21 protein-coding genes are annotated in these 20,297 nt (G+C 74.6%); 8 read left to right on the top strand and 13 right to left on the bottom strand.

Annotated features, from left to right (window positions below; all coding sequences use genetic code 11):
- Window positions 1-50 precede the first annotated feature (50 nt).
- A complete protein-coding gene (locus V6U79_RS11730; RefSeq protein WP_334526764.1) occupies window positions 51-887 on the top strand; it encodes a tetratricopeptide repeat protein in 837 nt (278 codons plus the stop codon).
- Between the two features lie 79 nt (window positions 888-966).
- Here V6U79_RS11730 and V6U79_RS11725 read toward each other — a convergent pair whose 3' ends face one another.
- A complete protein-coding gene (locus tag V6U79_RS11725; protein WP_334526761.1) occupies window positions 967-1,644 on the bottom strand; it encodes a DUF305 domain-containing protein in 678 nt (225 codons plus the stop codon).
- A gap of 138 nt (window positions 1,645-1,782) precedes the next feature.
- On the opposite strand from V6U79_RS11725, the gene V6U79_RS11720 reads away from it, so the two are divergent.
- The gene (locus V6U79_RS11720; protein WP_334614659.1) at window positions 1,783-3,249 is read left to right on the top strand and encodes an LVIVD repeat-containing protein; all 1,467 of its coding nucleotides are present in this window, start codon (window positions 1,783-1,785) and stop codon (window positions 3,247-3,249) included.
- Between the two features lie 55 nt (window positions 3,250-3,304).
- Here V6U79_RS11720 and V6U79_RS11715 read toward each other — a convergent pair whose 3' ends face one another.
- The gene (locus V6U79_RS11715) at window positions 3,305-4,309 is read right to left on the bottom strand and encodes a carcinine hydrolase/isopenicillin-N N-acyltransferase family protein (RefSeq protein ID WP_334614658.1); all 1,005 of its coding nucleotides are present in this window, start codon (window positions 4,307-4,309) and stop codon (window positions 3,305-3,307) included.
- Window positions 4,310-4,420: 111 nt separating this feature from the next.
- Between V6U79_RS11715 and V6U79_RS11710 the strand changes: the two genes are divergently transcribed.
- Window positions 4,421-4,642, top strand: a complete 222-nt coding sequence (locus tag V6U79_RS11710; RefSeq protein ID WP_334614657.1) for a DUF2188 domain-containing protein — start codon at window positions 4,421-4,423, stop codon at window positions 4,640-4,642.
- Window positions 4,643-4,757: 115 nt separating this feature from the next.
- Here the strand turns inward: V6U79_RS11710 and V6U79_RS11705 are convergent, their stop codons facing one another.
- The 5 genes from V6U79_RS11705 to V6U79_RS11685 form a co-directional block, all read right to left on the bottom strand.
- A complete protein-coding gene (locus V6U79_RS11705; protein WP_334614656.1) occupies window positions 4,758-6,359 on the bottom strand; it encodes an asparagine synthetase B family protein in 1,602 nt (533 codons plus the stop codon).
- 2 nt (window positions 6,360-6,361) lie between these two features.
- The gene (locus tag V6U79_RS11700) at window positions 6,362-7,321 is read right to left on the bottom strand and encodes a hypothetical protein (protein WP_334614655.1); all 960 of its coding nucleotides are present in this window, start codon (window positions 7,319-7,321) and stop codon (window positions 6,362-6,364) included.
- Window positions 7,322-7,412: 91 nt separating this feature from the next.
- Window positions 7,413-8,219 carry an isocitrate lyase/PEP mutase family protein gene (locus V6U79_RS11695; protein ID WP_334614654.1) on the bottom strand — a complete coding sequence of 269 codons (807 nt, stop codon included), beginning with the start codon at window positions 8,217-8,219 and terminating at the stop codon, window positions 7,413-7,415.
- On the bottom strand, window positions 8,216-9,229 hold the full coding sequence (locus V6U79_RS11690; RefSeq protein WP_334614653.1) for a cytochrome P450: 1,014 nt from the start codon (window positions 9,227-9,229) through the stop codon (window positions 8,216-8,218). The genes V6U79_RS11695 and V6U79_RS11690 overlap by 4 nt, the downstream gene beginning before the upstream one ends.
- Window positions 9,230-9,328: 99 nt before the next feature.
- Complete coding sequence (locus tag V6U79_RS11685) at window positions 9,329-10,072, bottom strand: ArsR/SmtB family transcription factor (protein WP_334526748.1); 744 nt, start codon at window positions 10,070-10,072, stop codon at window positions 9,329-9,331.
- A 136-nt stretch (window positions 10,073-10,208) separates the two neighbouring features.
- Between V6U79_RS11685 and V6U79_RS11680 the strand changes: the two genes are divergently transcribed.
- Complete coding sequence (locus V6U79_RS11680) at window positions 10,209-12,434, top strand: glycoside hydrolase family 43 protein (RefSeq protein WP_334526746.1); 2,226 nt, start codon at window positions 10,209-10,211, stop codon at window positions 12,432-12,434.
- Window positions 12,435-12,515: 81 nt separating this feature from the next.
- Here the strand turns inward: V6U79_RS11680 and V6U79_RS11675 are convergent, their stop codons facing one another.
- The 3 genes from V6U79_RS11675 to V6U79_RS11665 all read right to left on the bottom strand — a co-directional run bounded on the left by V6U79_RS11675 (window position 12,516) and on the right by V6U79_RS11665 (window position 14,587).
- Window positions 12,516-13,208, bottom strand: a complete 693-nt coding sequence (locus V6U79_RS11675; RefSeq protein WP_334526741.1) for a hypothetical protein — start codon at window positions 13,206-13,208, stop codon at window positions 12,516-12,518.
- Between the two features lie 26 nt (window positions 13,209-13,234).
- Window positions 13,235-13,669 (bottom strand): hypothetical protein, encoded by a 435-nt coding sequence (locus tag V6U79_RS11670; protein ID WP_334526739.1) that lies wholly within the window; start codon window positions 13,667-13,669, stop codon window positions 13,235-13,237.
- Window positions 13,670-13,948: 279 nt separating this feature from the next.
- Complete coding sequence (locus tag V6U79_RS11665; protein WP_334526736.1) at window positions 13,949-14,587, bottom strand: NAD(P)-dependent oxidoreductase; 639 nt, start codon at window positions 14,585-14,587, stop codon at window positions 13,949-13,951.
- 72 nt (window positions 14,588-14,659) lie between these two features.
- Between V6U79_RS11665 and V6U79_RS11660 the strand changes: the two genes are divergently transcribed.
- Complete coding sequence (locus V6U79_RS11660; protein WP_334526733.1) at window positions 14,660-15,187, top strand: MarR family winged helix-turn-helix transcriptional regulator; 528 nt, start codon at window positions 14,660-14,662, stop codon at window positions 15,185-15,187.
- A 4-nt stretch (window positions 15,188-15,191) separates the two neighbouring features.
- Here the strand turns inward: V6U79_RS11660 and V6U79_RS11655 are convergent, their stop codons facing one another.
- Window positions 15,192-15,722, bottom strand: coding sequence for a 2'-5' RNA ligase family protein (locus V6U79_RS11655; RefSeq protein WP_334526730.1), 531 nt, complete (start codon window positions 15,720-15,722; stop codon window positions 15,192-15,194).
- Between the two features lie 53 nt (window positions 15,723-15,775).
- On the opposite strand from V6U79_RS11655, the gene V6U79_RS11650 reads away from it, so the two are divergent.
- Together V6U79_RS11650 and V6U79_RS11645 are read left to right on the top strand one after the other, a co-directional pair.
- Window positions 15,776-16,204, top strand: coding sequence for a nucleoside deaminase (locus tag V6U79_RS11650; protein ID WP_334614652.1), 429 nt, complete (start codon window positions 15,776-15,778; stop codon window positions 16,202-16,204).
- 240 nt (window positions 16,205-16,444) lie between these two features.
- A complete protein-coding gene (locus tag V6U79_RS11645) occupies window positions 16,445-17,533 on the top strand; it encodes a hypothetical protein (RefSeq protein WP_334614651.1) in 1,089 nt (362 codons plus the stop codon).
- Here the strand turns inward: V6U79_RS11645 and V6U79_RS11640 are convergent.
- Window positions 17,530-18,135, bottom strand: a complete 606-nt coding sequence (locus V6U79_RS11640; RefSeq protein WP_334614650.1) for a response regulator transcription factor — start codon at window positions 18,133-18,135, stop codon at window positions 17,530-17,532. The two genes, V6U79_RS11645 and V6U79_RS11640, sit on opposite strands and share 4 nt — an antisense overlap.
- A complete protein-coding gene (locus V6U79_RS11635; protein WP_334614649.1) occupies window positions 18,132-19,283 on the bottom strand; it encodes a sensor histidine kinase in 1,152 nt (383 codons plus the stop codon). The genes V6U79_RS11640 and V6U79_RS11635 overlap by 4 nt, the downstream gene beginning before the upstream one ends.
- A 129-nt stretch (window positions 19,284-19,412) precedes the next feature.
- Here V6U79_RS11635 and V6U79_RS11630 point away from each other — a divergent pair, with 129 nt between their 5' ends.
- On the top strand, window positions 19,413-20,255 hold the full coding sequence (locus V6U79_RS11630) for a hypothetical protein (RefSeq protein ID WP_334614648.1): 843 nt from the start codon (window positions 19,413-19,415) through the stop codon (window positions 20,253-20,255).
- Window positions 20,256-20,297: the final 42 nt, after the last annotated feature.

Below are 20,297 nucleotides of genomic sequence, written 5' to 3'. Positions count from 1 at the left end.
AGGCGCGGTACTGTCCTCCGGTTTCCCGATCACCGTGGAGCGGAGCGGACGTGACCGTCACCGGAGCGCAGGCCGAACCGTCCCGGGTGGCCGAGGCCAGGGAGTTGCTGCTGGGCGGGGACGCGCCGGCCGCGGTGCGGCTGCTGCGCGCGCACCTGGCGGACGAGCCGTCCGACGCCCGCGCCTGGCACCGGCTCGCCGGGGCGTTGATCGGCGGCGACCAGCCGGACGAGGCGGTGCGCGCCGCCACCCGCGCCGTCGAGCTGGCACCCGACCTGGCCAAGGCCCACCACTTCCTGGCCCTCGCCGAGCACGTCCGGGGAGATCACCGGGCGGCGCTGACCGCGGTCGTGCGGGCCCTGGAGCTGGACCCGACGGACGCCCAGAGTCACGCCTTGCGGGCCGACGTCCTGCTCGCCCGCGGCGCCGACCGGTCCGAGGTGCTGCTCGCCCACCGCGCCGCCGCGGCGATCGCCCCGGACCACCCGGCCGTGCGCGCCGTCGGCGCCCGGGTACGAGCGGCCGGGGCGTTTCCCTTCGTGACGACCGGGTTCGCCGCCGTGACGGGTCCGACGATCGTGCTGGCACTGGTCGTCCAGCTGGTCGGTCTCGCCCCGGACGGTGGCCCGGTGCTGCCGCTCGCCGCGGGCGGCTGCGCCCTGCTCTCCGCCGGTCTGCTCCTGCCGGTGCGGCGGGCCCGGCGTCGGGGCGAGGTCCGGGACGGCGCCGGGCCGGCGCTGGCCGCGTCGGTGCTCGGCGCCGGGACGGTGGCGGCCACCCTCACCGCCGTCGGGGGAGCTGCCGGCGCGGTGGCCGGGTTCGCCGCACTGACCGCGCTGCTGTCGGCGTCCCTGGCGCTGCCCGGTCGCCGGCTCGCCAAGGGGTGACGACGGCGGTTCATCAGGCGCGGACGGCACGCGTGATCCCGGTGCGGGAGCGTGCCGGGGTGGGAGCCCGCCAGGGACGTCAGAGCAGGGCGCGCATCCGGTCGATCTCGACGGTCTGCTCGGTGGCGACGGCGTTGGCGAACTCGTTGAGCTGCTGGTCGACGCCGACGCGCAGCAGGTCGGTGGCCATCGTCACGGCGCCCTGGTGGTGCGCGGTCATCATCTCCACGAAGAGCCGGTCGAACTCGGCGCCCCGGGCGTCGGTCAGCCGCCGGACCGCCTCGGGCGACTGCATCCCGCGCATGGTGCCGTGGTCGTGACCGGGGACCTCGGCCGGCAGGCCGCGGGCGCTCAGCCAACCGCGCATCAGGCCGATCTCCGGCCCCTGCGCGGCCCGGATCCGGTCGGCGAGCGCCCTGATCCCGGGGCTGGCGGCCCGGTCGGGTGCCAGCTCCGCCATCTCCAAGGCCTGCTGGTGGTGCGGGATCATCATCCGCACGAACCAGACGTCGAGGGAGTTGTGCCGGGGCGAGGCGGTGTCGCGGACCTCCTGCGCCGGGCGGACCAGGGCCGACTCGCCGGGCCGGCCGGGCACGAGCACCGGGGGGCCGACCGGCGGGCTCGGGGTGGCCGCGCCGGTCGCTCCGACGGTCACCGGGGCGGCCCGATCGGCGGGCCGCAGGGCGAGCCACAGCGCCGCCAGCAACACGGCCGCGAGTGTGACAACGAGCAGGGTCCGTCCACGTCGGGCGGTCATGCGACTCCCCCTCCGGTCGAGGTCGCAGCGATCGTATCCATTGAAGACCGGACAATAGTGTGACGCAGATCACATCGACAATCCTCGCAGGACGATAAGGTGTCGAGAATCATCCTCCCCTTTCGAAGGGCCTCGCCGATGATCAGATCGCCCCGTCCCCGAGGACGGCAGTTGAAGATCGTGAGCCTGGCGGCGGCCGGCCTCCTGCTCGGCAGCGTCGCCACCGCCCCACCCGGACACGCCGCGCAGACCCCGGTAGCGCAGACCCCTGCCGCGCAGAGCCCGGCCGCGGCGCCCCCGCTCGGCGTGGACGAGATCTCCAGCAGCCCCAACCTCCGCCAGATCGCCAACCTGCCCAAGCAGGCGCCGTTCGACACCGCGGCCGCGTTCGGCACCGACATCGCCTTCCAGGGCCGCTACGCCTTCGCCGGCAACTACAACGGGTTCGTCATCTACGACATCGGCAAGCCGAGCGCGCCGAGCATCGTGTCGCAGGTGCTCTGCCCCGGCTCGCAGAACGACATCTCCGTCTACGGCAACCTGCTCTTCCTCTCCACCGACTCCTCGCGCAGCGACGACTCCTGCAGCAGCGTCGCGCAGCCGGCCTCGGTCAAGGAGTCCTGGGAGGGCATCAAGATCTTCGACATCAGCGACAAGGCCAACCCGCGCTACGTCAAGGCCGTCGAGACCGCCTGCGGCTCGCACACCCACACCCTGGTCCCGGGCAAGGACCGCAAGACGGTCTACCTGTACGTCTCGTCGTACAGCCCGCGGGCCGAGTTCCCGGACTGCCAGCCGCCGCACGACTCCATCTCGATCGTCAAGGTGCCGGTGAAGTCGCCCACCGACGCGGCCGTGGTGGCCACCCCGAACCTCTTCCCGGACGGCGGGTACGAGGGCGTCCCGGGGCGGGCGTCCGCGACCAGCGGCTGCCACGACATCACCGCGTACCCGTCGAAGGACCTCGCCGCCGGCGCCTGCATGGGTGACGGCGTCCTGATGGACATCTCCGACCGCGAGTCCCCCCGCGTCATCAACCAGGTGCGGGACACGGTGAACTTCGCCTTCTGGCACTCGGCGACGTTCAACAACGCGGGCACCAAGGTCGTCTTCACCGACGAGCTGGGCGGCGGTGGCGCGGCGACCTGCAACGAGACCGTCGGCCCGAACCGGGGCGCGAACGCGATCTACGACATCACCGGCCGGGGCGACGCCCGGACGATGGTGTTCCGCAGCTACTACAAGATCCCGCGGGTCAACGCCGACACCGAGAACTGCGTGGCGCACAACGGCTCGCTGATCCCGGTGCTCGGGCGGGACATCATGGTCCAGGCGTGGTACCAGGGTGGCGTGTCGGTGTGGGACTTCACCGACTCGACCAAGCCCAAGGAGATCGCCTACTGGGAGCGGGGTCCGCTGTCGGACACCCAGCTCGCCACGGGCGGCGCCTGGTCGTCGTACTACTACAACGGACACATCTACTCCAGTGACATCCAGAAGGGCCTGGACGTGCTGAAGCTGACCGACTGGCGGACCTGGTCGGCCGAGCTGGTCCGGCTCCGCGAGCTCAACGTGCAGACCCAGGCCGGCTACCTGAGCTGGTAGGGCCACGTCGAAGGGCCCGACCCCCGGTGGGGGTCGGGCCCTTCCGCGTACCCGGTCAGCTCATCGGCAGCCGGTAGCGGCGCTCGCCCCCGGTCGCGGTGACCAGCCGCACCTCGCCGTCGCGCAGGCCGTACGTCACCGACCACCGGGTGTGGCCCTGCCGGACCTGGTCGAGGATCCGCAGCGCCGCCGGGGCGTCCACCACCGCCCCGGTCCGGTCCATGGCCGCGGCGATGAGGCCGTAGCGCCGGTCGGCGCGCAGCCTCGGCTCGGGTACGCCGATCACCGGCACGTTGGTCAGCGCCTGCCAGCGCTCCTCGCCGCGCTGGACCCGCATCTCGCCGTCGACGAACTCCACCACCGCCGAGCGTCCACCCGCGTCGGCGAGCAGGTAGTGCAGCGCCGGCCCACCGCCGAAGTCGAGGTTGTGCTCAGTGAAGACGGCGACCGCCTCGTCCACCGTGGCCGCCCGGTCCAGCACCAGGCGCAGGATGCGCACCGAGCCGACCGTGGGGCGACCCGGCACGGGTTTCGCGGTGGCGCTGTCGTCGGCGGCCAGCCCCACCGCCAGCCCGCGCTCGTTCATCCCGTCGAACGGCAGCAGCGGCGCGTCGAGCAGCCGCCGGTCCCCGGTCGGGTCCGGTCCCACCCCGAGGTACGACAGGTCCACCAGGGACACCGCCGCGTAGCCGTCCGGCGGATCGGTGCGCAGCACCATCGCCGGGTTGTCCTCCCAGTCGAAGTTGCGGGCGAACAGCGGGCGGGCCGGGTCACCGCCGGCGGCGAAGAGCGAGCAGCCGAACGGGCTCGCCGCCGGCCGGGCGTCCGTGCCGACCGTGGGGTCGTAGCGGCCCGCGTAGGTCATCTCGTACAGCGGCAGGTCGTCGACCCGGCGCAGGCTGGCCAGCGTCCGGGTGACCTCGTCGGCGTTCTGCCGGGAGGCGGGGGGCCGACCGGTGGCGGTCGGCCCCGACGGTCCCGACGGTCCCGGATCGACGGCGGCACAGGCGGTGGTGGCGAGCAGCAGGGCGGTACCGGCACTGAGCAGACTCTTCCGCATGTGCAGTAGACGCGCGGGCGGGCATCGACGGTTGCCAACTGTCCGGAGGTGACACCGGTTTTCCGATTCCGGCACCGGGGTACCCCGATGGGGACGAAGGGAGAACGCCTGATGAAGCGCAACGAATACCACGTGGTACCGAACGGCGGCGGCTGGAAGGTGGAGCAGGGCACCAAGACCTTCGGCACGTACGACACCAAGCACTCCGCGGTCGAGCAGGGGCGCAAGGTGGCGCACGCCAACGAGCCGAGCCAGCTGGTCGTGCACACCGCCGACGGGAAGATCGAGACCGAGTACACGTACAAGGACGACCCGTTCCCGCCCGCGGGCTGACCACGCTCCCCCTCCGGCGGCCTGCCGGAACCACCTGTGCGCAGGTGGTTCCGGCAGGCCGCCGCCGTGCGGTCGGCCCGGGCACCGCGGCCGGCTCAGGCGTGCCGGTCCGGGCTCACCGCACCGGGGCCTGCCGCACGGGACGCGGTCTGACCAGCCGGCGGACCAGCGGCGCGGCGTTCCACTTCGCGGCGCCGACCAGGTCCCGGGCGTGCTCCAGCACGGTGTAGTCGCGCCGGGCCAGACCGTCGGCGATGGCCCGGTCCAGGTCGTTGCCGCAGCGGGTGAGCACCGTGTCGAAGTCGCGCCGGACCGGCTCCAGCAGGTGGTAGCCGAAGGAGCGGTGCAGACGGGCGAAGAACGGCTTGTACAACCGGGCCCGTTCGTGCAGCCCGGAGGAGTACGACATGGGGTTCTTGGGCCGCCGCCGGATGTAGTCGGGCAGCACGTCGGCGAAGGCCTGCCGGACGATCCACTTGTCCTGGCCGTCGCGCATCTTCAACCCCAGCGGCAGGCGCAGGGCCAACTCGACCAGGCTGAGGTCGAGGAAGGGCACCCGAGCCTCCACCCCGTGGCCCATGCTGGCCCGGTCCACCCGCTGCAGGTCTGTACGGCAGAGGTTGCGGATCCGGTGCAGGAAGAGCCGCCGGGCCCGCTCCGGGCCGACCTGCTGGTACATCGGGTAGCCGCCGAAGAGCTCATCCGAGCCGTCCCCGGTGAGCACCACCCGGATCCCCAGCTCGCGCAGCCGGCGGAAGATCGGCACCGTCACCACCGCGTTGATGATGTCGCCGTACTCGGTCAGCTCGGAGATCCGGATCGCCTCCCGGACGTCGGCCAGCCGGACGTCGCGCGGGCGAAGCTCGACCACCTCGTGCGGCACGCCGAGGTCCGCGGCGAGCCGCCGGGCGTACGTCACGTCGGGGCTGTCCGCCACCCCCACGGTCACCGCCACGCAGTCCGGGTGCGCCTCGCGGGCCGCCAACAGCGCCAGCGAGCTGTCCAGGCCGCCGGAGAGCACCACGCCGACCGTCAGGTCCGTGTCGACGCGCATCCGGATGCTGTCGGTCAGCGCGACCCGGACGAGCAGCGCGGCCTCGTCGGGGTCGTCGATCACGGGCAGCCCCTCGCCGAGGGTCAGCAGGTCGACGTACGGGCGCAGCCGCACCGGTCCGTCGGGCTCGGCCCAGCCGTGGTGGCCGGGCGGCACCTCGCCGACCGGGGCGCGGTGGCCGACCAGGGCCTTGATCTCGGAGGCGACGTGCAGGCAGCCCGGCGTCCGGGACCAGTACAGTGGTTTGACCCCGAGCGGGTCGCGGGCCAGGTAGACCCGGCCGGTGGCGCGTTCGACCACGGTGAGGGCCCACTCGCCGCGCAGCCGGTGCACCGCGTCCTCGCCCCAGCGCAGGAACGCCGCGAGCACCACCTCGGTGTCGCTCTCGCTGCGGAACCGTTGACCGGACCGGGTCAACTGCCGGCGCAGCTCGTAGTGGTTGAAGACCTCGCCGTTGTAGCAGAGCACGTACCGGCCGTCGTCGGAGGTCCAGGGCTGCACGGCCCGGTCCCGGTCGACGACGCGCAGCCGCCGTACGCCGGTGAGCAGGCCGGTCTCCTGGCGGGTCTCGGTGACCTCGCCACGGGCGGCCAGGACGGTGAGCATCCGCCGGAAGACCGCCGGGTCGGCCTCCGGGCCGACGCTCAGCGCGATGCCGCACATCCTCAGACCCCCAGCTCCGCCTCGTACGCCGAGCGCAGCCCGGCCCGGGCGGCGGGCGCCGGGCACAGGTGCCAGGCCTGCCCCTCGTCGATCACGTTGAGCTCGCCCGCGGCCTGCCGGGCGAGCAGGATCTCGGCGAGGGTGTCCCGGACGCCGAAGCGTTGGAGCCAGGCCATCTCCACGTCGGCCGCCCAGCCGAGGCAGTGACCACTGGGGACCATGGCGGCGTAGCCGAGGCGGCGCAGCCGGTGCTGGTGTTCGGCGCTGCGGACCAGGCTGGTCACCCAGAGCGGCGGGGCGCCGACCGGGGTGGCCCGGTCGAACTCGCCGGCGATGTCGTTGAGCAGCGCGACGATCTCCCGCCGGGCGCGAGTGAACTTCACCCCGGCGGTGCGCGGGGTGGCCTCGGGCAGCAGCCGCCGACGGACCGCGTGGGCCGCTCGGCCGAACACGGTGGCGGGCTGTTGGCGGTAGCGGAAGCCGAGCAGTCGACGCCGGCGCAGCCATTCCAGGTCGACCAGGTCGGGATGGGTGTGGACCTGCTCGTCGGTGAGGAAGGTCGGTGCGTCGCGCCACCACATGACGTCGATCCGGGAGAGCAGGTAGATCCGGACCAGCGCGGTCAGGTCGCGCGCCGAGCTGCGCGGGTTGGGCTGGTAGCGGGCCATCTCCAACAGCAGCGTCTCCCGGGCGCCGATGAAGCCCTGCGGGGTGGCGTCGAGCACGGCGGCGATCGCCGGCTCGCGTAGCCGCTGGTCGAGCAGCACCTGGCGGGCCGGGGTGGACGCGGCGTCGGCGAGCGCCCCCACCTCCACCAGCAGCTCCGTCACCGCGTCGCGGTACGCGTCCAGGTCGGGCTCGACGCGTGGGACGCGGGCCGTGGCCCGGGCGGTCGGTTGGCGGGCGGGTACGGGCGAGGTGACACCGGGCTGGTGTCCCGGGCTACGGCTGGGCACGCGCATGGTCGGTCCTCTCCCGGTACGACACGGTGCGGATGAACCTGAAACAGACCGTAAGCACCCGGAGGGGAGCGAGAGCGAGCATTTCTCCCATTTACTCCGAAGGGCGACCAAGCTCCCCCGCCGTCAGCCTCCGCACGTCGGCGTACGACGGCATCCCCGGATCCGGGTCGACGCCGGTCCGTACCGCGGCGGCGGTCCGGACGACTGCGGCGAGCGCCGCCCGGAACAGCAGGGAGCCGGTGCTGACCCGGGCCACCCCGAGCCGACCCAGCGCGTCGAGGCCCGGCCCGCCGGGTTGGTGCAGCACGTTCAGCGGAGCGTCGATCTCCCCGGCCAACCCCCGGATGGTGCCCGGGTCGGCCACGCCGGGCACGAAGACACCGTCCGCCCCGGCCCGTCGATAGGCCCGTGCCCGGGCCAGGGTCGCCGCGCCCGCGTCGGGCACCCCGAGCCAGAACCCGTCGGTACGGGCGTTGACGAACACCTCCGGCGTCCTGGCCTTCACCGCCTCGACCTTCGCCACGACCAGCGCCGGATCGTCCAGGGTGCCGTCCGGTCGCCCGTCCTCCAGGTTGACTCCGACCACACCGAGCGCGGCCAGTTCGGCGACGAGGTCCGCGACGCTGGCCGGGTCGTCGGCGAAGCCGGCCTCGACGTCCACGGTGACCAGCACCGGCAGCCGGGCCAGCAGGGCGGCCAGGCGCACCGTCTCCCCGGCGGTGGCCGCCTCGGCGTCCGGCTTGCCGCTCGCCGCCGCCACCCCGAGGCTGGTGGTGCCCAGCGCCGGGTACCCGGCGGCGGCCAGGGCCGCGCCGGAGGCGTGGTCCCAGGCGTTGGGGAGCAGCAGTGGCCGCCCGGGACGGTGCAGGGACCGGAAGGCGGCGCAGCGGTCGCTCATCGGGGCGTCACCGCCAGGTCGGTGGGGACGCGCAGCAGCGGGTGCGGTTCGTGGCGCGGCTCGGCCACGATCCGCAGCCCGCGCTCGCGCAGCACCTCCAGCACGCCGAGGGCCAGGGCGAGCGCGTGCCGCTCGCCGGGGCAGCGGTGCGGGCCGGCGCCGAAGGTCAGGGCGGGACGGCCGGGCGCGAGCCGGTCCGGAGCGGCGAAGACCGCCGGATCCCGGTTCGCCGCGTCGAAGCGGAGCAGCACCGTCGCGCCGGCGGGGATCGGCTGCCCGCCGATCCCGGTGGCGGTGGCGGCGATCCGGCGGGTGCCCCGCACGGGCGGGTCGAGGCGGAGCACCTCGGCCAGCAGCGCTGCCGTGGACACCGACGGGGACAGCAGCAGGGCGTACCGGGTGCCGGTGCCGATCAGGCCGGCGGTGGCGTCGCACGCCTGCACGAGCAGGCCGAGCCGGTTCGCCAGCACCTCGGGCGGGTCCGGCGGGGCCATCGCCACCAGCGTCGCGACCGCGTCGTCCGCGCGCCGCGTCGCCGCCGGGCCGGCGCCGGGCTGGTACGCGGCGGCCACCGCTGCCACTGCGGGCACGGCCGCCGCCGGGTCGGTCAACCCGAGTCGGGCCGCCAGCACCCGCAGCGGTACGCCCCGGGCCAGCCGGGCGGACACGTCCAACCGGTCGCGGTTGCGGTCCAGCTCCTCGGCGGTGAGTCGGGCGGCGTCGCGCCGCAGCAGGTCCGGATCCAGGGCGGTGAGCGTGGCGACGGCGGCGGCCCGCCGGACCGGATGCCGGTCGGGGCCGCTGAACCGGGCGACAGCGCCGCGTAGCCAGGCGAGGGTGCCGGCCGCTCCGGGCGCCGCCTGCGGCACCCGGAAGGCGGGGTCGGTCAGGATCGCCCGCACGTCGGCGTGCCGGGTCACCGACCAGAGTCCGTGGGTGCCGTCGAAGGTCGGTGGGGCACAGCGCGGCGTGCCCGGGGCGGGAGCGATGACGAGCGCGGGATCGGTCACTCGGCCGACGCTAGGGCCCCAGCCGTTCGCCCCACGCCGAAACGACCCCGGCGGGCGGGGTGCGGCGGCCCCGGACCGCGGAATCGCCGCGGGGCGGGGTCAGGCGCGTCCGCCGCGCCCGGGGTCCGGCGGGGCGGGGGTCAGCTCGGCGGGGGCGAGGCCGAGGCCGGTGAGCGCGGTGACGCCGGCCGGGGTGACGCGCACCGCCCTGCCGACGCCGGCGACGGTCCAGCCCAGTTGGGCGAAGCGGCGGCAGAGCGCGGCGCCGACCGCGCCGGCCAGGTGGGGGCGGCGTTCCGTCCAGTCCAGACAGTCGCGGAGCAGGGGGCGGCGGCCTCCCCGCAGCTCCTCGACCGGCACGCCGAGGTCGGCCAGCCAGTCGCACCCGGTCCGGGTCAGCGCCAGGCCGTCGGCGTCGGTGAGCAGGCGGCGGTCCAGCAGCGCGTCGCGCAGGCGTACCCCGAGGCGGCCGGCGAGGTGGTCGTAACAGGTGCGGGCGTGTGCGAGGGCGGCGTCGGCGGTGGCGGCGCGCAGCGACCGGACGGGACGGGGCGCGGGCGGGTGGTGTCCGGCCAGGTCCTCGATCAGCTGCGCCACCGCCGGGTCGGCCAGCCGGACGTAGCGGTGCCGGCCCTGGCGCTCCTCGACCAGCAGCCCGCCGCGGACCAGCCGGGTGAGGTGGTCGCTCGTCGTCGACGGGGCGACCCCGGCGACGCGGGCCAGCTCCCCCGCCGTCCAGGCCCGACCGTCGAGCAGGGCGAGGCAGAACCGGGCCCGGGTGGGGTCGGCGAGCAGGGCGGCCAGGCCGGCGAGCTGGTGGCCGTCGGAGGCGGCGGTGGTCACCGCGCCATCGTCGCACGGGCCACTTCGATGCCGATCGACCCACCAAGGGCCTTTACAACGTTGTATCCATCGTTGTAGAAACGGACGGAGTGATGCACCACCGCCCACACCCGGCACCCCACCCGAGGCAGGTCTGATGGGTCATCTCCGCCGCGGCGGCACGCTCGCCGCCGTACTCGGTCTGCTGCTCGCGACGACGGCGTCCGCGCCGGCCGCCGCCGCCCCCGACAACGCCCGCTACCGCAACCCGGTCTCCGCCGAATTCGCCGACACCTTCGCCGACCCGGTCATCGTCCGCGGCGAGGACGGATTCTGGTACGCCTACGGCACCACCGACCCGCTGCGCGAGGGCGAGAAGCAGTTCCACCGGGTGCCCACCGCCCGCTCCGCCGACCTGGTCGACTGGACGTACGTCGGGGACGCCTTCGGCCCCGACCAGCGCCCCTCCTACGCGGCGCCCGGCGCCGGCTTCTGGGCCCCAGACGTGCGCCGGGTCGGCGACCACTGGGTCATGTACGTGACCGTCACCGACACCACCGTCTCCGCCGACGGCGGCGACTTCGCCGTCGGGGCGGCGACCGCCCCCACCCCCACCGGCCCGTGGACCTTCTCCGACGAACCGGTCGTGGCGCCGCGCCCCGGTGGCGGCGGAGGCTGGCTCTGGACCATCGACCCGACCCAGTTCACCGACGTCGACGGCAGGAAGTACCTCTACTACGGCAGCTACTACGGCGGCATCTCGGTCACCGAGCTCTCCGCCGACGGGCTGCGCGCGGTCGGCGAGCCGACCCTGGTGGCCGTGGACAACAAGTTCGAGGGCAGCTACGTGCTGCGCCACGACGGGTGGTACTACCTCTTCGCCTCCACCGCGAACTGCTGCGCCGGCCCGGCCACCGGCTACTCGGTGCACGTCGGCCGGTCGACCAGCCCGCGCGGGCCGTTCGTGGACCGCGACGGCCTGTCGCTCACCGCGTCCCGGGCCGGCGGCACCCCGGTGCTCACCCAGAACGGTAACCGCTGGATCGGCGCCGGGCACAACGGCTTCCTCACCGACCTGTCCGGGCAGGACTGGATCGTCTACCACGCGATCGACCGGGCCGACCCGTACCTGGACGAGCCGTTCGGGATCAACGAGCGGCCGATGCTGATCGACCGCCTGGACTGGGTCGACGGCTGGCCGACGGTGAACGCGGGCGCCGGCCCGTCCGAGGGTGCCCGGCCCGCGCCGGTCACCACCGCCCGGCTCGACGAGCGCTTCGACACCGCCGGACTCACCGGCTGGCGTGGCGCCACCGGCTCCTGGCGGGTCGCCGACGGCCGGCTCACCGGCAGCGGGGCGCTGACCAGCCGTACCGTGACCGGCGGGGACGTCCGGGCGGAGGCCGACCTGCGACTCGTCGGCGCCACGTCCGCCGGGATCACCCTGGGCCGGGTCGACGTCCGGGTCGACACCGCCGCCGGCCGCCTCGTCGCCCGGCAGCCCGACGGCGGCACGGCCACCGCGCCGCTGCCCGCCGGCTTCGACGCCGCCGACCCGCACAACCTGGCCGTCGAGATCCGCGGCCGGCAGCTCGTCGCCGAGCTCAGCCCGGCCCGGCTGGGCGACCAGCTGGCGGTGGTGTCGTTGCGGCTGGGCCGCCCGGTGGCCGGCCCGCTCACCCTCGCCGCGACCGGCGGCGACGCCCAGTTCGACAACGTCAGCGCCGCCCGGCTGTACCGGCCGGTGCGGCACGCCGTCGCCGCCCCGCGCGTCGGCGCGCCGCTGCCGGCCTGGTCCGACGAGTTCACCGACGGGCTCGACCCCGCCTGGCGGTGGGTGCGCCCCGACCCGGCGGCCACCGTCTCCGGCGGCGCGCTGCGCTGGCCGGTGCAGGCCGCCGACCTGACCGGCGCCGGCAACACCGCCGGGGTGCTGCTGCGCGACGCCCCGACCGGGAACTACGTGGTGGAGACGAAGGTGACCCTCGACCTGGGTGAGGAGACGGTCCGCAACTACCAGCAGGCCGGCCTGGTCGCCTACGTCGACGACGACCGGTTCGCCCGGCTGGCCCAGGTGGCGATCTGGAACACCCGCCAGGTCGAGTACGGCTACGAGCTGCCCTTCGCCGGCCGACCGGTGTACGGCGGCAACATCGTCGGCACCCCGGCCACCACGACCTGGCTGCGGCTGGCCCACCGGGTGGACCCGGCCAACGGGGAACACGAGTTCCGGGTCGGCTCCAGCCGGGACGGGAGGAACTGGACCTGGGGCGGGGTGTGGACCTTCCCGGCCGACACCACACCGCGGATCGGCCTCGTCGCGCACGGCGGGTCGGAGCCGCCGGTCACCGCCGAGTTCGACTACGTCCGCTTCTACCGCTGAGCGCTCGGTCGCTGAAGCGCCGCGCATCCCCATGGGTGCGCGGCGCTTCGGTGCCGGAGGACCGCCCTCCGAGGCGGTCGGTCATCGCACTGGGTGAGGCATGCGCGCGGACGGCTCGGGCGCACGCCGGATCAGGATGATGCTGTAAGCCATGATCCATACCAGCCAGAGGAGCCAGCCGACGAGGCCGAGCAGGGCCAGCGGGTTGACGCCGTCGACGCCGTACGGACTCGTCGTCGCGGTGGCGAACAGGAGCGCGGCGGCGAGGAGCCCGGTGCCGGCATGCCATCGGGCTGTGGCGCCGGTACGGACGCCGAACATCGACAACCCGACGAGCGCGATCGCCAGGAACACCTGGTTGAAGCCGAACAGGGCGGTGTACAGGCCCCACAGGCCGGCGACGCCGCCGGCGTCGTGTTGAGCGGCGGACGTGAGCGCGAGCCGGGTGGCTTCGACGCTGGTGAACACCACCGACTGCATGAGCACTCCGGCGAGGCCGACCAGGGACCAGGGGTCCGTCCGGGCCCGCTCGTCGCGCCGGAGGCAGACGCACACCCCGACGGCGAAGACCGTGGCCAGCAACCACGCCGCCGGCAGGAGTGCCGAGGCCAGGCGCAGCGACCCGGAGCCGGCGGCGAAGACCGTGGTGATCTCGTCGAGGGATGCGGCTTCGGACGGGGTGGGAAAGCCCGCTGCGGTCAGAAGCAGGTTCGCCGCGACCAGGATGACGACGAAACCGATGCCGGCGATACCGGCAAGGCGTGCGAAGCACATGGCGATCCCCTTTCCGCGTTCGAGAGCTAAGCCGACGCGTGAACGAGCCGGTGGAAGGTGGGCAGGGCGTGCATTCCGTGGGAGTCGAGGGTGGCTCGCACGAAGCGATGGAAGCTCGGCCGCGTGAGTTGCCCGGCCAGGAAGCCGATCGGCCCGGCGGGCAGTCGCGCGTAGTTGACGAGCGCGAACGACGATGCTCCGGCGGGTCGCAGGGCTGTGGAGTTGTCGACTCCGGTCCTGGTGGTGTACCAGCCGGTGACGGAGCGCCAGACGGCTTCGGCGTCGGTGCCCGGCGCGGCGGTGAAGTGGTTGAACAGGAAGGTGCCGTCGGTACGGGCCTCGGTCTCGCCGATCCGGGCCACGTTGACGCCGGCGAGGATCTGCTCACCGCCGAGGGCCGTGACCTCGGCGCAGGTGCGCACGGTCTCGAGTCGGTCCACGCGCGGGGTGCGGATGAGCATCGCGAGATCGTACCGAGGGGCGCCCGGCAGCGGCGGGATGAACACCGCCCGGAAGACGCGGACGGACACGACATCCGGGCGGCGCACGAGTGCGGGGACGGCCTGCACGAGCCGCGCCGCGTGCCGCCGCCGGTGCGGGGTGCGGGTGTGGACCGGTAACCGTTGTGGGCGCTCAGCCTGGAAACCCAGATAGACGAATCCGTACGGTTCCGGCTCGGTGAACTCAGGCAGCGGACAGGGCATCAGGCGTCCTCCGGCTTCGACGTGAACAGCGGTCGGTCAGTACGCGATGCCGATCGCCTGGCGGATCGTCGCGGGGTCGCCGACGGTGGCGAGCATGGCGTGGGCCACGTCGGCCCGCGAGATCGTGTAGCCGCGTGCGACGTTGCTGCCGATCGCGGTGCGGTACCGGCCGGTCAGCGGTCTGTTCACGAGCTTGGGCGGCCGCACGACCGTCCATTCCGCCGGGCTGTTCGCCATCGCATGCTCCATGGCACGCAGGTCCGCGTAGAGATCCCGAAGCAGGGCACTGATGGCCGGTAGAACGATGCGGCGGTTGAGGAAACTGTCCCCGTCGGGTGTCGGGCCGACCGGAGCGGCGCTGACCGCGACGAGTCGGCGGACACCTTCGGCGTGCATCGCGCTCAGAATCGTGCGCGTGGCGGTGGAGGCGACGGGACCGTCGTGGCGTCCGCGCGGGCCCACTCCGGACAGGACCGCGTCGCTGCCGCGCAACACCGGGCCCACCGCATCGGCGTCGTCGAGCGCCGGCACCGCCGCGACCTCCAACGTCGGATGACGTACGTCGAGGCGGGCCGGGTCGCGGACGACGGCGGTCACGGCGTACCCGAGGTCCAGCGCCTGGCGCACGACGTGGCTCCCGATGCCGCCGGTCGCGCCGAAAACGGTCACCCTCATTGTCGCCTCCGGGGTAGGGAGTATCAGTGATTGTTACCGTATAGGACAATTACGTTGGCGTACAATAGTGGGGTGTCCGACGACTCCACACCCGGCGCGCACCGGCCGTTGGCCGGACGGGCCAACTTCCTCCTCTCCCAGCTCGGGTTTGACATCGCGCAGACGTTCGCCGCGCGACTGGCGCCGCTGGGCATCGCGCCGAACCACTTCGGGCTCCTGATGCACCTGGAGCGCGGCGAAGGGTGCACCCAGCAACAGCTCGCCGACGCACTCAGCATCCACCGCAAGGTCATGGTCGGCCTGCTCGACGACCTCGAGCAGCGCGATCTGGTCGAACGTCGGCGGCATCCCGGCGACCGCCGCGCCCACGCCATCCACCTGACCGGGGCCGCGCGGGAGCTGCTACCCCGCGCTCGCGAGGTCGCCGACCAGCACGAGGAGGAAGTCCTCGCCACGCTCGGTGCCGACGAACGTGTCCAGTTCATCGCCGTCCTGCAACGGCTCGCCGACCACACCGGGAACCCGCCGGGCGTCCACCCCGGCCTGCGCCACCCGGCCGCCCGGTCTCACCACCCGGCCGTCTCGGCGGGCACCCCGTAGCGCGTCATTCTCGCGGCGGGACGGAGGCGCCGAGCGGGGCGACCGTACGGCTGTCGCCGTCGTAGCTGCGCGCCGCCACGAACTCCCCCGCCGGCCGGTCCCCGCCGGCCAACGCCCGGGCCAGCCGCCGATCGTTGTCGCGGAACCGCAGCGCGAGGCTCAGGTGCGGAATCCACCGCCCCGGCGCGTGCCACGGGTTCTGCCCGTCGGCCCCGGCGAGCACGTCCCAGACGGCCGCGTGCAGCGCGATCAGCTCCGGGGTGGGCCGGACCAGCCAGACCAGCGGGGCGCTGCCGTCGAGCACCTCGACCCGGTCGAGGCGTACCGGCAGGGGCAGGGCCGCGTCGACCAGGTCGGCGAGGCGCTCGGCCGCCCCGGGTGGGAACGCGTCGACCGAGGCCAGGGTGAGGTGCGGGCGGTTGGTGGGGTGGGTGTTGCGGGCCAGGCTGGGCAGCCCGGCGACGGCGAGCCGGTCCCAGGCGGCGCGCACGGTCTCCTCCAGCCGCGGGGAGCAGAGCAGTTCGACCGTACGCACGTCGCCAGGCTAGTCGGCGTGTGCGGGGCCGTCCGGCGGGGAACCCGGTGCCGATGAGCGTGCTGACCGACACCGACGAACGCCACCTGCGGCGGGCGATCGCACTGGCCGAGGCGGCGCGGGCGACCGGGGACGGCCCGTTCGGGTCGCTGCTGGTCTCCGCCGACGGGCAGGTGCTGGCCGAGGAGGTCAACACCGAACGGACCGACGACGACATCACCGCGCGCCCGGAGCTGAAGCTGGCCCGTTGGGCGGCCCGGCGCCTCGACCCCGACGAGGCGGGCCGCGCCACCATGTACACCAGCTGCCAGCCGTGCGGGATGTGCGCCACCGCCATCGACCACTCCGGCCTGGGCCGGGTGGTCTACGCGCTCGGCGCCGAGCAGCTGGCCGGACTGCGGCCGGCGGGGGCGGCGACACCGGTGGCGTACGCCGGCCCGGCCCTCCTCGACGAGGCGCGGGCGCCGGTCGAGCGGGCCTAGGTTCTGTCGTCAGATGTCACGCCCACGCCCGTGCCAGCGGGACAGCGTGGCGACCTGACACTTCACCCACCGCCCCGGCAGGCCGGCGGCTTGCTCATGCGATCATGCGGGCGGCTCTCGATCGACCCGTGCACAGGCAACCGATCAGACGGTCGAGCGATCGAGCCATCGGGCATCGAGCAATTCAGCGAGAAACGGAAGTGCGGTGTGACCGGGGCTGGGGGGCAGGACGGGTCGTTCGTGTCCGATGAGGAGTGGGACCGGTTCCTCCGTGAATCGGTGGCGGGTGCGGCCGGGGCCCCCGTGGAGCCGTCCGCGCGCGCCCGTGAGGTGGAGCGGCGGCTGCGGGAACGCTCCGGGCAGCCGGAGGGCTGGCGTACGTACTCACCGGCCCGGCCCCGGCGCAGGACAGGCTGGTACGTGACCGGACTGGCGACGGTCGTGGCCCTCCTGGTCGTGGGGTTCTTCCCGCAGCAGGTCGTCGGCGGGTTCGGTGGCAACGACGGTGGGCAGGACGGGGCGCCGTCGGCCGCCGAGTCGGAAGTCCCGCGGGAGGCGCCCGGCGCCGAGCCCGATCTGCGCCCTACCCTCGCCGAACCCTTCCGGGGTTCACCTGCCGCCCGCTGGGCCGACGGAGCGGCAGGGATCACGGTGCCACCGGCCAAGGCGACCGGCTGGATGGACGCCGCCCAGGTCGAGCGGGCACTGCGGCAGAGCCGGGACTTCCTGGTGGCCGCGGGGCTCGACTCCGGCGTGCTCCGTGGCGAGCGGCCCACGAAGGCGATCGCCCTGTTGAACCCGCACCAGAAGGACGTCCAGGAGTATCTCCGTACCGCCCTGTCGTCGACGGCGCCCACTCCCGAGACCAACCCGCTGCTGTTGTTCAGCCGCTTCCGGCCAGAGCAGGCCCGGCTGGTCGGTGACGTGGTCAAGACGCGCGGTCGGATCACGTATCGGGAGGGGAAACGGGGGGCGGTCGAGGTGACGGCGGACGTCACCTTTGTGTACCCGGTCACCCCGGCGGGCGACGGCGGGCGGGGCGAGGTCGTCCGTACGATCGTGCGGCGCGAGGTGGTGATGAGCTGGGACGACCCGGCCAAGGTCATCACCGAACCGGGCACGATGTCCCTCGTCTCGTACGCGCTCGACATGACCAACGGCGGCTGCTCCGCCCCGACCGGCTACTTCGTGCCGCCCTTCGGCACGGCAGACGGGCAGCCCGCCGACCAGGCCCGCCAGGTCGATCCGTACGACCGCAGCAAGCCGATCGACACGAGCAACGGCACAACGGCCACGGGCAACGGCTGCGCGACCGCCACCCGCTCCTAGAGCCAGCCCGCCGCGCGGGCGATCCGCACCGCCTCGGCGCGGTCGCCCGCCCCCAGCTTCTGCACGCACGCCGCCAGGTGGTTGCGGACCGTGCCGGCGGCGAGGTGGGTACGCCGGGCGATCACCGCGACCGGGGTGCCGTACTCGGCCAGCCGTAGGGTCTCCAGCTCGCGCGGGGTGAGCGGGCACTCGGGCTGGCTCAACGCCTCCGCGGCCAGCGCCGGGTCGACGTACCGGGCGCCGGAGTGGACCCGGCGGACCACGTCGGCGAGCGCGCCACCCGGGGCGCCCTTGGCCAGGAAGCCGCGGGCGCCCGCGGTCAACGCCCGGCGCAGGTGGCCGGGGCGGCCGTGGCCGGTGAGGATCACCACCGCGCAGCCGGGCAGCGCCCGGCCCAGCTCGACGGCGAGGTCGATGCCGCCGGGCGGGGGCATCTCCAGGTCGACCACGGCGACGTCCGGCCGGTGGGCCCGCGCCGCGTCGAGCGCCGTCCGCCCGTCCGGGGCCTGGGCGACCACCTCGATGTCCGGCTCCAGGGTGAGCAGCGCGGCGAGGGCCTGCCGGATCAGCTCCTCGTCGTCGGCGAGCAGGACCCGGATCACGAGACCACCGGCGCGGTGGCGGTGAGGGTGAAGACGTCGCCGTCCCGCCGGGTACGGACCGTCCCGCCCACCGCGGCCAGCCGCTCGGTCAGGCCGCGCAGCCCGTGGCTGTGGTCGTCCGGGCCGCCGTCACCGCCCGCCCCGTCGTTGCGGATCGTCATCGTCGCCACGCCGTCCTCCCGGGTGATCTCGATCCGGCACCAGCCCGCCCGGCTGTGCCGCAGCACGTTCGTGCCCGCCTCGCGCAGCACCGCCGCCAGCTCCGTGGCGACGCCCGCCGGCAGCTCCTGCGCCGCGGGTACGACGGTGCAGCGGACGCCGCACGAGCCGAGCACCTCGGCCAGCGCGGCGAGCTGCTCGGTCAGGTCCACCGCGCGGTAGCCGTGCACCGCCTCGCGCACCCGGTGCAGCGCCGACCCGGCGAGCCGCTGCACCTCGGCCGCCTCCCGGCCGGCCCGCACCGCGTCCACGGGTGCGAGGCGGGCGGCCAGCTCCGCCTTCAACGCGATCACCGTGAGGTCCTGGCCGAGCAGGTCGTGCACGTCCCGGGCGAAGCGCAGCCGCTCCTCGGCGGCGGCCAGCCGGGCCCGCGCCTCCTGACCCTGCCGGGCCGCCACGAGCAGGTCCCAGAACCAGACCTGCACCCCGTTCACGGCGGCGATCCCGACGCCGACCCCCCCGGTGACCGCCAGATGGGTGCCGAGCTCGCCGCCGGTCGCGGCGGCCACCGCGAGGGAGGTCGCCACGCACCCCACGGCGGCGACGACGGCGGCGCGGGGCCGGAACAGCAGCGGGGTCATCCCGACCAGTGAGGCGCCCAGCCAGGCCCAGGTCGGCCAGGCGCCGGCCGCCACCGGGCCGACCAGCGGCACCGACAGCGCGGCCACCGCGGCGAGGCCGAGCTGGAACCGGCGTCGCCACCGCTGGGCCAGCCAGGGAGTGACCGCCGCGTAGAGCACGGCGGTCTGCGCGGCGGCGAACGCGACGACGACCGCCGCCCCGGTCGCCAGCCGCAGCGCGTCGGGCTCCCGGGCCAGGCCGACGCCGGGCAGCAACAGGCTCGTCCAGAGCCCGCTGGCCAGCGACACGAGGGTCACCAGGCGGGCCCGGCGCAGCCGCCGGTCCGCCCCCGCCGCCCCGTCCGTCATGCCGGCGATCCTAGGGGCCCACGCCGGGCCGCCCCACCCCGCGCGCACGGGTCGGCCGTGCGTTGCGCACGGTTTTCCCGTGCGGAACGCGCCTGTCGTACGTTGCCGGCCGGTGGCAGCGTCGACGGCATGACCGAGAAGACGCTCGCCGTACCCTCGCCCCCGCCGACCCCCACGGACCGCGCCGGCCGTCGCCTCCTGCGGCACCTGGCCGAGATGGCCGCCGCCATGGTGGTCGGGATGCTGCTGCTCGGCCCGCTCTGGCGGCTGGCCGGCGACGCCGCCGGCCGGGCCGACCTGCTGGCCCGGCCAGACGTCGCCGCGCTGGTGATGGCCACCGACATGTCGATCGGAATGGCGGTGTGGATGTGGCACCGGGGTCACGGCGCCCGGGCCACCGCCGAGATGGTCGCCGCCATGTACGTGCCGTTCCTGCTGCTGCTCGTCCCCTTCGCCGCCGGGCTGGTCGGCGGGGACGCCCTGATGCTCGGCGGCCACCTGCTGATGCTGCCGGCCATGGTCCTGGTGGCGCTGCGGCACCGGCACGCCCACCCGACGCCGGCGCCCCGCCACCCGACGGTCGCCGCGCTGGCCCGCCGCTGGCCCACCTGGCTGGCGCTGCTGGTGACGTTCGACAGCTGGTTCGCCCCGGTGGTCCTGCCGCCGTGGAGCCTGCTGGTGCTGCCGGGCGGCTACCTGCTGATCGGCACGGTGCGCCGGCAGTGGCGGGACCGGGGCGCGCTGGCGGTGCAGCTGGCCGGGCTGGCCGGCTGGTCCGCGCTGGCCGGGGTGGCGGCGCTCGCCGACGACGGCCCGGCGCGGTGGCTGGTCGCCGCCGGCTGGCTCGGGCACGCGGTCTGGGACGTCGCGCACCACCGTGCCGGCCGGGTGGTGCCGCGCGGGTACGCCGAGTGGTGCGCGGTCTTCGACATCGCCGTCGGGCTGATCATCGTGCTCGCGATCGTCACCTGAGCGTGTCGCGGGTGACGGTTGTGCCGGTCGCCGGAGCGAGCC

The organism is Micromonospora psammae, from assembly GCF_036902725.1.
In the GTDB taxonomy this organism is placed as follows: Bacteria; Actinomycetota; Actinomycetes; order Mycobacteriales; family Micromonosporaceae; genus Micromonospora.
The sequence above is the reverse complement of the archived record's forward strand: the minus strand, read 5'-3'. Positions and strand labels throughout refer to the sequence as shown.